Source organism: Hungatella sp. SL.1.14, from assembly GCF_024460495.1.
GTDB lineage: Bacteria > Bacillota > Clostridia > Lachnospirales > Lachnospiraceae > Hungatella > Hungatella hathewayi.
Map to the genome: position 1 here is coordinate 279,520 of NZ_JANFYJ010000001.1, position 14,453 is coordinate 293,972.

Sequence of the window (14,453 nt, forward strand, 5' to 3'; positions counted from 1 at the left end):
GGCAATCTTAATATACTAATAGGAATATTTCAACCGGTATTTCTGCAGATATTTTAATACCCAGTAGGGATTGATACTCATTTCATCTTCATGGTCCGTCTTCATATAGATCCCGACATGAAGATGGACCTCAAAATTGCCGGTGGTTCCTTCTACTGTGCTGTACCCGGTGTCGCCCATAAATCCCAGCAGTTCTCCCGCCTTTACGGCATCTCCCTCCTGCCACTCCCTGCTGTAGCCGTACAAATGGGCGTAATAGAGATAGGCTCCTCCCGGAGCACGGATTCCGATCCGCCACCCGCCTTTCTCCAGCCATCCTACTTTTTCCACGACTCCGTCCGACATGGAAACGACGGGATAATATCCCCGGGGCCGTTCCGTACCCATGATGTCACAGCCTTCATGGCAGCGTTCCCCTCCGTATGTACGCTTATCCATCCAGCCGTTTTCAAACGTGACGGGAGGAGAGGCGGCATTCGTATTTTCCGGGATGGGAAAGAACTTTAAATCGCCAAGAACCGTCTCATACGCCTGTTTCAGCTTTCGGTATTCCGCCGGTTTCACGGCCAGCAGCCGGTCTGTATGGCAGATGGTATCCTTATTGTCAGTCAGGTCGTAATTGTGCTCGATCATCAGGGAGGTTAGAAGATCGTAATCGATGGGACCCGATTCTGCGATTAAGTTCCCCAGCTTCATGCTGCGGAAATCGTCGCTCTCATACGTATAGGCGTCCAGCTGGTAATAGGTGGGGTTATTGTAAAGGTAATCGATCATGGTCACATGAAAGAAGGAAAGAAGCAGGATTAAAAGAAGAATCATCATCATATCGATACAGCCTCATCATATATTTGTATAAAACAATCTATTCAGGTGCTCATGAAAAAATCCTTCTTCCGCTTCTGTTCGGTTGCGGTGCTCTGCATTCTTCTGTTAAGTCCGGCGGCCGCGTCCCAGGGGGCAAAAAACGGACTGGTTCTGTGGGCAACGGTAGTACTTCCCGCACTCCTGCCGTTTATGATCTGCTCCAATGTCATCGTCGCCCTGGACGCGATTCATATTCTGACATTTCCCTTCCGCGGGTTCCTTCGGAATGTTTTAAAGCTTTCCGACTCAGGAAGCTATATTCTCGTCTCCGGTCTCCTCTGCGGCTATCCCATGGGAGCGAGAAACTGCAGTGATTTTCTGGATGGGGAGCGGATCACGAAGGCGGAAGCCAGATACTTATTAAGCATCTGCAACCATCCCAGTCCCATGTTTCTTCTGGGCTACGCCGCTTCCGAGCTGCCGGGAGCTGTCCCCGTATGGCTGTTAATGGTCTCCGTCTATTTACCGGTATTCATTCTCGCAGAGCTGTCCCGAAAAGTCTATGGGATACAGGCGGTCTCCCCGTCGCTTCCATATGCCAGGGAGGCACAGCTGACCTTTGACGAAAGTCTGATGGATTCCTGTGAAGTCATGGTGAAGATCGGCGGCTATATCATGCTGTTTTCGATTCTCGTTTTTTATATTACGGGACTTCCGCTCCATAATCCGGCCGGAAAAGCGGCTCTGCTGGGCTTTGTGGAGATCACAACCGGAATCCGCGCCATCTCCGGGGCAATTCCTTCCATGGCAGGCGGCATGTGGATCGCCGCCGCTGCCGCATTTGGCGGACTGTCAGGAATCTTTCAGACAAAGAGCGTCATAAAAAATGCCGGATTATCCATCCGGCACTATGTAGCATGGAAAGCGGTTCACAGTCTGCTTTCTGCGGCAATCTTTATTCTGTTGGCATACTGCCGTCGCCTTCTGTGGGCGGCATAACCGCTCCCGTCAATTCCTGACGGTTGGAGGAGACAATATCGTAGCTGGACTGCATGGAAGTCATAAAGGCGTCAAATCTGCCCTGTGCTCCTTCCATGGAGTGGCTGATGATGGTCTGAAGGCTCTTTAACATATCATCTGTGTACTGGACGGCGCTCTGGCGGATATCATTGGCGTCAGAAACGGCTTTTTCCACGATGTCCTGCGCCTGTAAATTGGCCTGATTGATGATCTCGTTGGCCTGGGCATACGCCTTCTGCATAATCTCATGCTCATTTACCAGTTCATCCGTATGGGCGGAAGCCTGGGCGAGTATGGAATCCGCCTGCTGATGAGCTTCGTTTAAGATCGCGTCGCGGTTGCTGATGATTTTCTGATACTGCTTGATCTCATCCGGGATGCGAAGACGCAGCTCCACAAGAAGCTCTTCCAGTTCGTCACGGTTTACGACGATCTTGCTGTTGGAAAGCGGCTGGTACTTACAGCCGTCGATATATTCTTCAATTTCACCAATTAACTGTTCAATTCTACTCATCATAATGCGTCTCTCTCCTTACCCGTTTTTCTATCTATTCTATTTTCTATCTGCCATCTTTCTCCTGATGCATTCTGCCACGCTGGCAGGAACGAATGCACTGATGTCTCCGTCATAAAATGCAATTTCCTTGACGATGCTGGAACTCAAATAGGAGTATTTTAAATTCGTTGTCAAAAATATGGTATCCACTTCCGGCGCGATCACCCGGTTGGTCTGTGCCAGCTGAAGCTCGTATTCAAAATCAGTGACGGCCCGGAGGCCGCGGATCACCACGTCAGCCTGATTGTCGCGCACAAAATCGATTAAAAGCCCTGCAAAAGCCTTCACTTCCACATTGCCTAAATCTTTCGTTATTTCCTTTAACATATTAACACGTTCTTGAACAGAAAACAACGGAGTTTTTGAATTATTATTCAAAACTCCGATAATTAACTGATCGGACATCCGCGCCGAGCGCTCAATGATATCGAGATGGCCCAGCGTTACCGGATCAAAGCTTCCCGGATATACGGCCGTTTTCATAAAACCTCTCCTTTTGCGATAAAAACATGTTTATTCGTCTTATAGATTTTTTCCCTGCGGCACTCGAGTCCCAGGGATTCCAGATAATCAAAACCGGTTTTCAGATCTGCCTCCACGATCATAAGCGTGTCCTCTGAAATGAGAGGGGAGGCTGACAGAAAGGTAAGAACCTGGCGCTCTAATTCCTTACCGTAGGGAGGATCCATGAAGACAAAATCAAAGACGTAATCCTTTCCCTCCAGGCGCTTAAGGCCGGTTAAAACATCGCAGTTCATGACAATGGATTCATCTGTAAACTTCGTAGTCTGAAGGTTTTCCCGTATGCATTCTGCGGCTTTGGGATTCATCTCGATAAAGACTGCCCTGTCGGCTCCCCGGCTTAAAGCCTCGATGCCGATGCCGCCGCTGCCGGAAAAGAGATCAAGAAAGGTGCTTCCCGGCAGATCCGGATTTAAAATGTTAAATAAAGTCTCTTTGATGCGGTCTGTGGTGGGTCTCGTATCCAGACCATCTATGGTTTTTAAAAGAAGCCTTCTGGCTTTTCCTGCTATTACTCTCATGAAATGGTGTCCCTCATTCTTCTTGTATTATGTACCATTATAGTATGAAAACGGAAGATATACAACCCGGTAACGGTAAAAAAGAGCCTTCAGTTTTAAACTGAAGGCCCTTCCTTATTGTTTTTTGGCTTATTTACCAGCCATCTGTCTTTCCTGAGCTTCGATCATTTTCTTAACCATATAGCCACCAACAGAACCGTTCTGTGCAGAGGTTAAGTTTCCGTTGTAACCGTTTGTTAACGGAACACCGATCTCGTTTGCAACTTCCATTTTGAATCTGTCCATTGCTTCTCTTGCTTCTGGTACATTTGTTGTGTTAGAAGATTTTCCTGACATATTGATATGCCTCCTTTTCGTCTATCACCATGCTTTTGTTTTGTGTTTTTCATGGTGTGTTTTGTGCTACACTCCTATTATGGCTCTGAAGAAGAATAATACACTAGAAGGTTTTTCCAAAATTTTTGTCAAAGAATGCTCGTCATATACCATAGTGCTATGAGAACAGCCGCGATGAAAGAACCGTCTGCAAGCCGGTAATTTCTCTTCCTTTCTTTTTCTATTTCATGAAAAGCGGCCGAGTCCAGAATCGTGGTTTTCCCGGACGAAGGAGCGGAGATGGAACGCGCTTTTTCCCATTCCTGGCTCCAGTCGATTTTTTTACCTGATATACGGCTTACCGTATAGAGAAGGATCAGAATCAGAAGTATGGCAAGCAGAAGCCATGGAAGCAGCTGTGATGCGGAAGCCATGGAACCCGTTCCGGTAAATTCAGGGAGTGTGCCGGGAACATACAGTTCCACAAGGCACAGGACAACCGTGAGGGCGGATTCAAAAAGTACTGGTGTCATACTGACAAGCAGAGAATCCGTAAACTCGTATAAAAGTCCCAGACAGATTCCAAACAACACGTACCCGGCCGCTGTATACGGATTGAGGCAGGTCAGGGCAAACAGCAGAGAACTCAGCGCCAGTGCGGAAATGATGCTTTTCTGCTTATACGTATCATAAAACAGGATACAGGCAATCAGGCTGTAAAGCATATTTCTGAAAAACAGAACCAGAGACAGCCAGATGGAACCCGCGCGGGTAACATTATTTATCAGAGCTGCAGGGGCAGGAAAAAAAGTCGTAGTGACGGTTATGCTGCCGTCTACAATCACATAGAACAAAAGACCGATCACTGCAGCAGCCAGATAAACGCGGGCAGGCGCAGGCGTAAAATGAAGATGTTTTCCTACGACCGCCCTGTTTTTTCCGGCCCAATACAGCCAAAGCGCAGTATAGCCGATCACTGAGGCTGGCAGCATCAGCATCCACTGCGGTTTTGACAGCGCAAAATAGAGCATGTTGCAGATAAATACCATGATAAAGGAAAATACCAGTGCTTTGATAAGCTGTCTGTTTAGCTTTCTTACCTCACAGACAACGTCCATACTCCAATAGTCTTTGGAAATATCGGTAAACTGATACCCTGATTTTTCATAACCATCGATCTGCTCCAGCGTTTTTTCCACATCCGGTGACTTTCCGTCTAAATCCTGTTTCCTGAGTTCTTCACAAACCTCCTTAATTTTTGTCATTCTTACCATCTCCCTTTCTGTGTTGGAAATACATTGTTCCATGCAGCTTTCCAGGGACAGAGTCCGGTCTTCCAGCCTTCTGATATCTTCGATGGATACGTTCAGCTTCCGGTACAGTCTGATTCGATGAAGTGTCTTTACGTCGTCTGCAGAATATTCCCGGTACTGGTTCTCCGGATTCCTGCGAGGCGTAATCAGCCCTTCTCTTTCATAAAAACGGATATTCTGACGGGTGATGCCTGTCAGCTGTTCCACCTCTTTAATCGTCATCGCACTCCGCCTCCTTTCAGCCTCAGAATAAGGGGTATACAGGGTATAATGTCAAGACTTATATGAGATTTTCCTTTATATTTTCTTCCATATGAGCAAATTGAACCTGCATTCCTAATGCGCGGTAAAAGGAAACCGCGCTTTCGTTAAAGTTCCAGACTGTCAGTTCCACACTGGAGGCTCCAGACAAAGCTGCGGTCTCTTTAACTTTTGCATACAGCATACGGCCTATTCCCTGACGACGAAAAGATTCCGATACAATAAAATCTTCTATATACAGAATTTTCTTTTTGCGGAGCAGCGGGGAATCCGTTTCGGTCAGTTTTGCAAAACAGAGACCTGCTGTTTCATCACCGATGGTTTTGGCAGTAAACAGAAAAAATGAGTCATTTTTCTGCATGGCCTCATATTCTTCCACTGTCAAAAGTTCATCGCATGGCTGAAATACATCAGGACGGGCCAATACATGCATTGCGTGCTCTTCAGCGATCAGGCAACAGATTGAGGAGTAATCTTTCGGAACTGCTTTTTCTATACGAAATGGGATAGGATTCATGACTGCCTCCCAAATACGTTCTGTACAAGATATTGTGCCCGCTCATACTCCTTTTTCGACACATAAAGATAGTACTGTCTCAAAACGGATTCATCCATAAATGCAGTCCCCAGCGTCCTGCGGCCCCGGCGGCCGCAGGACGGTACAGTCTTCCAGTCATACGGGATATGATTTGCAGCCAGAATATCCTTTACACGGTTAAAATCGTTCAGTGAAAATGTAACCAGAACTTCTTTTTTCTGCCAGAAAAACATTGCCTGTGTCCTCCTATCACTCTATGGCTCTCCCAGTATTTTTTCAATCGATGTCCGGACCAGCTGGAAGGCAACTTCGTTCATTCCGCTGTTTATGATAATATCCGCCAGCGGCTTGGTCGGTTCCACGTACAGGTAGTGCATGGGTTTGACGGTTGTTAAATACTGTTCCACCACGCCTTCGATATCCCGTCCCCGTTCCTTGACATCCCGGATCACACGCCGCAGAATCCGTTCATCTGCATCCGCCTCCACAAAAATCTTGATGTCGAACATATCGCGGAGCCTCTGGTCGGCAAAGACCAGGATTCCCTCCACCAGTATCACCTTTTTCGGGTGGACCGTTAAAAACTGATCCGACCGGTTGTGCCGGGAATAATCGTACACGGGACATTGGACGGTTTTCCCGTTCCTCAGCCCGGCCAGCTGATCCAGAAGAAGCTCTGTCTCAAAGGCCTCCGGATGGTCATAATTCATCTTTTTTCGTTCGTCGAAGGGAATGCCATCCTGCTTTTTATAGTAATTGTCATGATAAAGCACAGCGATATCATCGTGAAATGCATCCTTTAACCGGTTGGTAAAGGTAGATTTTCCTGAACCGGTGCCTCCTGCTATTCCAATTAATACGCTCTTCATAGTTCTATTCCTCCAATGTCTTTTGGTATTTCAAACGCTCCAGATCTTCTTTGGTGCATCCCTTTCCATAACGCGCCTTCTCATATACCTGATGATAGACCGCACAAAGGGAAGGCTCCTCCGGCAAGCCGCTTTTTTGCTCCAGCTCCTCCGGCGTTTCCGTACGGGAAATACGGTTTCTTCCGGCAAGCCTTCTTAAAATCTCCCGTTTATATGCTCTGCGGATTCTTCCCTCTATCGTAAAATCTCTCCACAGAGGCGTCTCCTTCGTCCGCTGGGCCCCGGCTCTGCTGAACACGGCAGCAGGCTTTATAAACTCCTTTTCATCCCCGTCTTCTCTCGGCTTTAAGAAACGGAGCAGCAGAAAGAACAGCTGTCTGAGCAAAGCGGCGGCGAGAAAAACCAGGACTATGACGGAGATGACGGTGACAGCCGCATCCAGAATTTTGGCAAAAAGAGAGGGATCCGCCGCCTCTCCCAACTCGGGCGGAATAAAACTCCCTGCAGGCATGGATTCCACCGGCTCGTTTACCGCTTCCGGAAGAAAATGGGCCAGAAACCGAAGCAGAGCCGTCAGGACAGACTGAATCCCATGGATCAGCCAGTCTGCGCGGAGTAAGGAGAACACCGCCATAAAAGCACCCGCGGCAGCCAGAAACACAGCCATGTAGACCCCATTTACCAGCTTCATCTGTGATTTCGGGATATGATCCGTCGACGGGTGCATGCTTAAAAAGTTGTCACAGGCGTGGAGCTGTAAATGGAACAGAAAGAAAAGGATTGTCAGAAACAATCCGGCATATCCGGCGGTCATAAGCCGGGAACTTGGAATTAAGTATCCTGCGCCATACAGGAAGACGCAGAGGACGGCCGTCATGATATGGATTCCGCTTAAATCAGCGGTAATCCACCGGTTGATCCATTTAAATTTTGTCATAAGGCACCTCCCACTTCATTGCAAGCGCAGCCGGACAGAGGGAAAGCGTCACCTCGTCCTCCGGCCGCAGCGGGGCAATCCATAAGGAGCCCGGGCTGTAACGGCAGAATTCCTGGTATGCGGTCTGCAACTCCGGCCGTCTGCAGGATGAGATCATGATATACAGACAGTCTTCCGCTTTCTTTTCCAGGCTGCATTCCCTCATGAGCGTCTCAAAGGGAGTCATCGGAATGTCGTAGCGGAGGCGGCTGAGTGCCTCCATACACCGGGTGACATGGCTCACTCCCGCTCCGGCCGGAACGAAGGATGGTTCCCCGATCAAAGCATCCATTCCGTTGCTGAAAAATCCGGTTGGAATTCCTTCTGAGACAAACGCGCCGATGAAAGATCCGCAGATTGAGACGGCTTCCTCTCTGAGAGCCTCCGACGCCCACGGATAGTCAGAATCCATATTCAGGAACAGGAAGATATTCTGTGTTGCCGTGGACTCGTGAACGTTGACCTTTAAGGCACCGGTACGGGCGGTGGCCTTCCAGTTCACGCTGTGCATGGAGTCGTAGGTCTGATATTCCCGGATTCCCTTTAACTCAAAGGGATCGGCAACCAGCCTGTTTCTCGATAAACAGGTACCCATCATCTTCTGGAACGGTACGTTCAGACGGCTGCCGTCCGCTGCCGCCGGATAGACGTATAAATGAGAATCCAGGGACAGAGTCTCGATGAGATGGCCGGAAAAGAACAGATCGTGGCTTACCAGGTCCAGACTTTTGATCTCGTAATAGCCGCGTTTGCTGCAGTGGAACGTAAGCTTTCTGGTAATCTTCTGATAAGGGAAGACCGAGAAAACATCGTTGCGGTACGTATAGTCGGATACGGCGGAGTTCTCTCCTGTGACGAATTCCAGTTCCCTGCCGATGCGGAATTTTACCCGCAGAATGGAAAGCGGAAGAAATTTCGCATTGATGACAGTTTCAAGGAGATATGCCTCGCTGCCGCAGACTGCAGGATTGTCCTGAAACGCTGCATCCGCAGTCAGTCCTTTCTTCCAGAACCGCTCGTACAGGGCGCGCTGAAGAACGTAGAGGATACAGGCCCCAAGGGCCATGAGGATCAGTTCCATTTATGCATTCCACTCCTCTGTAGGTACAAAGACGGTATTTAAAATCTGTTCAATCACCTGGCGGCCCGTGCTTCTTCCGGTCAGAGTCCTGGCGAGAACCAGCCTGTGGGCCAGGACGGGAACGGCCAGCGCCTTTATATCCTCAGGAACCACGTAGTCCCGCCCCTTCACCAGGGCATAGGCCCGGACAGCCCGGTAAAAGGCGAGGCTGCCGCGCGGGCTGACGCCCCCTTCCACTTCTCCGTGCTTTCTGGTAGCGAGAACCAGTTCGACGAGATAATCCATCAGCTGCGGATGGACGTATACCGCTTCCGCCTCCTTCATCAGCGCCAGCAGTGTCTCCCGGTCACAGACGGCGGTGAGGCTGTCATAGGGATTCTCTCTGCCAAAACGCTCAAGAATCTGCCTCTCCTCCGCTGCGTCGGGAAGTCCCATGGGAATCTGCATCAGAAAACGGTCTAACTGGGCCTCAGGGAGCGGATACGTCCCCGCTGTCTCGATGGGGTTCTGGGTTGCGATGACGAAAAACGGCTCTTCCAGCTTCTTTGTCTCCCCGTCGATGGTGACCTGATGCTCCTCCATACACTCCAGCAGACTGGACTGTGTCCTGGGCGTGGCCCGGTTGATCTCATCAGCAAGAAGCAGATTCGTAAATACGGGGCCTCTGCGAAAGACGAATTCACCCTCCTTCTGGTTGTAATAGTTGAGACCGGTGATATCAGACGGCAGCAGGTCCGGCGTAAACTGTACCCTCGAAAAGGAAAGCTCCATGCTCTTCGCCAGAGATTTTGCCAGAATGGTCTTGCCCGTTCCGGGAACATCCTCCAAAAGTACGTGGCCGCCTGCCAGAATCGCAGAGAGAAGGCAGTCCGTCACCTCTTCTTTTCCAACCAGTACCCGTCCGATATTTGTCTTAATTGCTTCGATCGCTTCTTTCATCCCAGCGCCTCCCACCATAAATTGGATCTGATGATCTTTCCTGTTATTTTATCAAATTAACCGCAGGCATACAAGAAGAACCGCCTCTTTCCGGATAAAGAGGCGGTCATTTTTCCTGTTTTCCTGTGATTCAGTTAATATGTGGTTCCTGCATCCTCGTAAACCACGGACACCGGCTTTAAGCGGTTATAGTAATTGGCAAACGTAACCGTCATATACGGATAGACATAGATGTACGCCAGACCGCAGGTAACACTGCCCAGCAGCATCCAGAAGAAGAAAGAGATTTCTAAAATGAAGTATTCCATCTTGTGTCCAGCCATCATCTCTTTGCTTTCACGGATACACTGCATCACACCTTTATCTGGATTCTCAACCATGATGAAGATGGCCTGGGAATAACGGTACGCAGCAATGATACCCGGTATAATCAGCAACAGACACCACAGCATAACAAATATTGAGATCATAAGCGTCAGTCCGATGGCCTTCAGCAGATATTTCAGCGACGAAAACAAATCCCCGTAGGACATGGAACTGTCCCGGTTCGCCACCTTCAAACAGTAGGAGCTGTAACCAAACTGCAGAATTGTACTGATCAATAAGTAAACAACAAAAAATACAATGGAGGAAACGACGTATGTACTGAATTCTCCTCCGCTGACGGCAGTTCCCGAGGAGATGAGCTCACCCCAGACATTGAGAACCACCTGAACAACAGACATAATAACGATGATGACTCCCATGATGATGGTAACCACATAGGGATTTACAGCCGCCTGCCGCATCTTTTCCTTTGCATCAAATTTTAACTCCTGTCTGTTCATATAAGCCCTCCTTAATTGTAAGACAGATGCCGTTATATTTTTAACAACATAAGTTTACCATGCTGCCCTGTTAATTTCAACCCTGTATTTACAGATTCAGCTTGTCATAGCTTTTCTCCAAATAAAGGCTGAGTTTTTTTCCCAGCTCAATATGCTCCTCTGAGGTGAGTTCCGGATCTTCGTCAAGCAGACGGTTGACCTCTTCGGATACGGTCTTTAAGATGTTGGCATCGGTAAAGATATCGGCCAGCTTAAACTCCAAGTCTCCGCTCTGTCTGAGTCCGAAGATATCTCCCGGCCCCCGCAGCTTTAAATCCTCGGAGGCGATAAAAAAACCGTCATTGGATTTACTCAATATGGTCAGACGCTCCCTGGTTCCTTCCTGACCGGAACCATCCACGAGAATGCAGTAGGACTGGTGCTTTCCACGCCCTACACGGCCCCGAAGCTGATGGAGCTGGGCCAGTCCGAATCGCTCCGCATTTTCAATCATCATCACGGTGGCGTTGGGAACGTTGACTCCCACTTCCACGACTGTGGTGGAGACAAGAACCTTAATCTCCCCTGCGGCAAACCGTTCCATAATTGCGTTTTTCTCCCTGGCCTTCATCTTGCCGTGAAGGTATTCTACTGAAATTCCCGGAAGTGCGCTCTGAAGTTTTTTGGAGTAATCGAGAACGTTCTCCGCCTCAATCATCTCACTGGCCTCTACCATAGGACAGATCACGTAGGCCTGGCGCCCGGCGGCCACCTCTCCCTTTATAAAGGAGTATGCCGTGCTGCGGTAGCTGGTGTCTACGACACAGTTCTTAATAGGAAGCCGGTTGGCCGGCAGCTCATCGATAATGGAGATATCGAGATCGCCGTATATGATAATAGCCAGAGTCCTGGGAATCGGCGTCGCACTCATAACGAGTATGTGGGGCTCATCCCCCTTGTCTCCCAGCATCTCACGCTGGCTGACGCCGAAGCGGTGCTGTTCGTCGGTGATGACGAGGGCAAGCTTATCGTAGACTACCTTTTCCTGTATGAGCGCATGGGTTCCAACGATGATATCCGCCTCATGGGAGGCGATCTTTTCGTAAGCAGTACGCTTCTCCTTTGCCGTCATGGAGCCGGTTACCAGCACGACCTGTTTCTCAATGCCGTTTTCTTCAAACAGGGAGAGCATTGACTCGTAGTGCTGACGCGCAAGAACCTCCGTCGGCACCATAAGAGCACCCTGAAACCCGTTGCAGGCGGTCTCCAGCAGAGCGAGGACGGCGATTATGGTTTTACCGGAGCCCACATCTCCCTGAATTAACCGGTTCATCACCTTTTTACCGGTCATATCGCGAAATACTTCCGTCAGTACTTTGTTTTGCGCATTGGTCAGCGCGTAGGGGAGATTTTTTACAAGTCTCATCACTTCATCGGATGGCTTCATCGGAAAATGGCTTTCCCGGTCCACACGCCTGTCCTTTAGGCGGCGCACCGCCATGAGAAACAGGAAAAACTCATCGAAAACGAGGCGCTTTCTGGCAAAAAGAAGTTCTGTCCGGTCTGTGGGAAAATGAATATGCTCGATGGCAAAATTATATTCTGCCAGTTCATGGCGAATCCGCAAATCCAGGGGCATGTAATCGCGGACCATCTGTCTTGCCGACAGCGCCTGTTTCACTGCCCGCACAATGGTCTTGTTGGGAAGTCCCTTTGTCTGTCCGTAGATGGGCTGCATGGAATGAATGACCTCTCCGTAGGCATCTCCCAGAAAGATCTCCGGCTGTTCCATCGTAAGGCGGCCGTTCTTCTTAACCACGCGTCCGCGGAATACGGCGCGCATACCGGCCTTTAAGGTGGCGTGCAGATAGGGCATATTGTACCAGGTAAGCGTCAGGGAGCCGGTAATGTCCCGGATCATGGTGGTAATCACCTGAATATGGCTGTAACGCTTCACCTCCGCGCTCTTAAACAGCACTCCGGAGACCGCCATCACGGTATCCGGCTTCAGCTCGCCGACGGACACAGGCTCCTCGCAGGCGTCGTAGGCCCGGGGATAGTATTCCAGCAGTTCATCCACGGTTTCAATCCCCAGCTTTGCAAACAGCCTGCCTGTCTTTTCACCGATGCCCTTTAAGCTATCAAGCGGTTGTTGATTCATATTTCCTTCACCTTTCACATCATATATACAATACAGTAAAAAGTTCCCGGACAGTTCGTCTGCCCGGGAGCTAATTCTGTTTCTTCTGTTCTACTCTACGGATATCAGATAATAGTAGATTGGCTGACCGCCCGGATGCAGCTCTACTTCACAGTCGCCGAAGGAATCCTCGGCCTTTTCGCGAAGCGTTTCTGCATCTTCTTCTGACACATCTGCGCCGTAATAGATGGTAATCAGCTCAGATTCTTCATCCACCATGGACTTCATGGATTCCAGAGCCGTCTGCTCAATGGCTTTCCCGGCCGCCAGGATTCCGTGGTCTCCGAGAGCCATAATGTCCCCCTCGGTGATCTCGATGTCATCAATCGTGGTATTGCGCACCGCATACGTAATCTGGCCGGTCTTTACGCGCTGCATCTCTTCGGTCATCACCTTCTCATTCTCTTCCGCGGATAAATCGGGAGCGAAGTTGATCAGAGCGGTAATTCCCTGTGGGATCGTCCTGGAGGGGATTACGATGACATGCTTATCCTTTGTAAGCTTTTTGGCCTGTTCTGCCGCAAGAATGATGTTCTTGTTATTCGGAAGGATATAAACAGTATCGGCGTTTACCCGGTCGATGGCATTTAACATATCTTCAGTACTGGGATTCATGGTCTGGCCGCCCTGGATGAGGTAGTCGGCTCCGATTCCCTTAAAGATCTCGTCAAGCCCCTCTCCCACTGATACGGAGATGAATCCGTAAGGCTTTCTCGGCCCCGCGTCCTTCTCTTCAGCCTCTTTCTGTGCAGCAGCCAGCTTCTCTGAGTCCTTGATCAGCTTTTCCTGATGCTCTTCCCTCATGTTATCAATCTTCATGCGTGACAGGGAGCCGTAGGTCAGCGCCTTCTGGATCGCAAGTCCCGGATCATTGGTATGGACGTGAACCTTGACGATATCGTCGTCGGAAACGACAACGATGGAATCGCCGATAGACTCTAAATATCCCTTAAAATCGTGTTCGCTCTTCTCGTCGTAAGGCTTTTCCAGATTTACAATAAATTCGGTGCAGTAGCCGAACCTGATATCGAAATCATCGGTCACCGCAGCACCGCCGGATACGCCTGCAGCGCTCTTAACGCCTTCTACGGATAAATCCAGTTCCTTGCCCATCAGACAGTCCAGAGCGCTCTTTACGACCTGCATAAGGCCCTGTCCGCCGGAATCGACGACACCGGCCTGCTTCAGAACGGGCAGCATCTCCGGCGTCTGGCTCAGCACGTAATCGCCGTGTTCAATCACCTTCTGACAGAATTCGATGATATCTTCCGTCTCCGTCACCAGTTCCACGGCCTTGTCGGCCATTCCCTTGGCGACAGTCAGGATCGTTCCCTCCTTCGGCTTCATAACGGCCTTATAAGCCGTCTCCGTCGCCCTGACGAAGGAATTCGCAAGCGTTGTGGTCGTGATCTTATCCACCGTCTTTATTTCTTTTGTAAAGCCTCTGAAAAGCTGGGAAAGAATAACGCCGGAGTTGCCGCGGGCGCCTCTTAATGAGCCGGAAGAAATGGCCTTTGCCAGAGATTCCATGTCCGGATGTTCGATGGCCGCCACTTCTCTTGCCGCCGACATGATGGTCATCGTCATATTCGTACCCGTATCCCCGTCCGGAACTGGGAATACGTTGAGTTCATTGATCCATTCCTTCTTAGCTTCCAATCCTTTTGCACCGGCCAAAAATGCTTTCTTCAGCATCTCTCCGTCTATATACTTCATACCCACAGGTAGTTTC

General features: G+C 49.6%; 16 protein-coding genes. 1 reads left to right on the forward strand and 15 read right to left on the reverse strand.

Annotated elements, in window-relative coordinates:
• Positions 1-15: 15 nt before the first annotated feature.
• Positions 16-819 (reverse strand): M23 family metallopeptidase, encoded by an 804-nt coding sequence (locus tag NE473_RS01370; RefSeq protein ID WP_490393351.1) that lies wholly within the window; start codon positions 817-819, stop codon positions 16-18.
• Between the two features lie 57 nt (positions 820-876).
• Between NE473_RS01370 and NE473_RS01375 the strand changes: the two genes are divergently transcribed.
• Positions 877-1,803, forward strand: a complete 927-nt coding sequence (locus NE473_RS01375; protein ID WP_055648929.1) for a hypothetical protein — start codon at positions 877-879, stop codon at positions 1,801-1,803.
• Here NE473_RS01375 and NE473_RS01380 read toward each other — a convergent pair.
• From NE473_RS01380 to NE473_RS01445, 14 genes are all read right to left on the reverse strand, one after another.
• Positions 1,760-2,341 carry a hypothetical protein gene (locus tag NE473_RS01380; protein ID WP_006775049.1) on the reverse strand — a complete coding sequence of 194 codons (582 nt, stop codon included), beginning with the start codon at positions 2,339-2,341 and terminating at the stop codon, positions 1,760-1,762. The two genes, NE473_RS01375 and NE473_RS01380, sit on opposite strands and share 44 nt — an antisense overlap.
• Positions 2,342-2,377: 36 nt before the next feature.
• Positions 2,378-2,863 carry a pantetheine-phosphate adenylyltransferase gene (gene coaD / locus NE473_RS01385; RefSeq protein WP_006775048.1) on the reverse strand — a complete coding sequence of 162 codons (486 nt, stop codon included), beginning with the start codon at positions 2,861-2,863 and terminating at the stop codon, positions 2,378-2,380.
• Positions 2,860-3,423, reverse strand: coding sequence for a 16S rRNA (guanine(966)-N(2))-methyltransferase RsmD (rsmD, locus tag NE473_RS01390; protein WP_006775047.1), 564 nt, complete (start codon positions 3,421-3,423; stop codon positions 2,860-2,862). The genes coaD and rsmD overlap by 4 nt, the downstream gene beginning before the upstream one ends.
• A 129-nt stretch (positions 3,424-3,552) precedes the next feature.
• Positions 3,553-3,759: an alpha/beta-type small acid-soluble spore protein gene (locus NE473_RS01395; RefSeq protein ID WP_002604153.1), complete on the reverse strand. Its 207-nt coding sequence runs from the start codon at positions 3,757-3,759 to the stop codon at positions 3,553-3,555.
• 128 nt (positions 3,760-3,887) lie between these two features.
• Complete coding sequence (locus tag NE473_RS01400; protein WP_055648930.1) at positions 3,888-5,273, reverse strand: MerR family transcriptional regulator; 1,386 nt, start codon at positions 5,271-5,273, stop codon at positions 3,888-3,890.
• A 58-nt stretch (positions 5,274-5,331) separates the two neighbouring features.
• Positions 5,332-5,829, reverse strand: a complete 498-nt coding sequence (locus tag NE473_RS01405; RefSeq protein WP_006775045.1) for a GNAT family N-acetyltransferase — start codon at positions 5,827-5,829, stop codon at positions 5,332-5,334.
• Entirely contained in the window at positions 5,826-6,083 is a 258-nt protein-coding gene (locus NE473_RS01410; protein ID WP_022032474.1) for a hypothetical protein, read from the reverse strand. The genes NE473_RS01405 and NE473_RS01410 overlap by 4 nt, the downstream gene beginning before the upstream one ends.
• A 21-nt stretch (positions 6,084-6,104) precedes the next feature.
• Positions 6,105-6,719, reverse strand: coding sequence for a uridine kinase (udk, locus tag NE473_RS01415; RefSeq protein WP_006775043.1), 615 nt, complete (start codon positions 6,717-6,719; stop codon positions 6,105-6,107).
• 4 nt (positions 6,720-6,723) lie between these two features.
• A complete protein-coding gene (locus tag NE473_RS01420) occupies positions 6,724-7,656 on the reverse strand; it encodes a hypothetical protein (protein ID WP_055648931.1) in 933 nt (310 codons plus the stop codon).
• Entirely contained in the window at positions 7,643-8,776 is a 1,134-nt protein-coding gene (locus NE473_RS01425) for a DUF58 domain-containing protein (RefSeq protein WP_006775041.1), read from the reverse strand. The genes NE473_RS01420 and NE473_RS01425 overlap by 14 nt, the downstream gene beginning before the upstream one ends.
• Entirely contained in the window at positions 8,777-9,715 is a 939-nt protein-coding gene (locus tag NE473_RS01430; protein ID WP_055648932.1) for an AAA family ATPase, read from the reverse strand.
• 134 nt (positions 9,716-9,849) lie between these two features.
• On the reverse strand, positions 9,850-10,542 hold the full coding sequence (locus NE473_RS01435; RefSeq protein WP_022032470.1) for a DUF975 family protein: 693 nt from the start codon (positions 10,540-10,542) through the stop codon (positions 9,850-9,852).
• An 88-nt stretch (positions 10,543-10,630) separates the two neighbouring features.
• Entirely contained in the window at positions 10,631-12,682 is a 2,052-nt protein-coding gene (recG, locus tag NE473_RS01440) for an ATP-dependent DNA helicase RecG (RefSeq protein ID WP_055648933.1), read from the reverse strand.
• A 90-nt stretch (positions 12,683-12,772) separates the two neighbouring features.
• Entirely contained in the window at positions 12,773-14,443 is a 1,671-nt protein-coding gene (locus tag NE473_RS01445; RefSeq protein WP_022032468.1) for a DAK2 domain-containing protein, read from the reverse strand.
• Between the last annotated feature and the right edge of the window lie 10 nt (positions 14,444-14,453).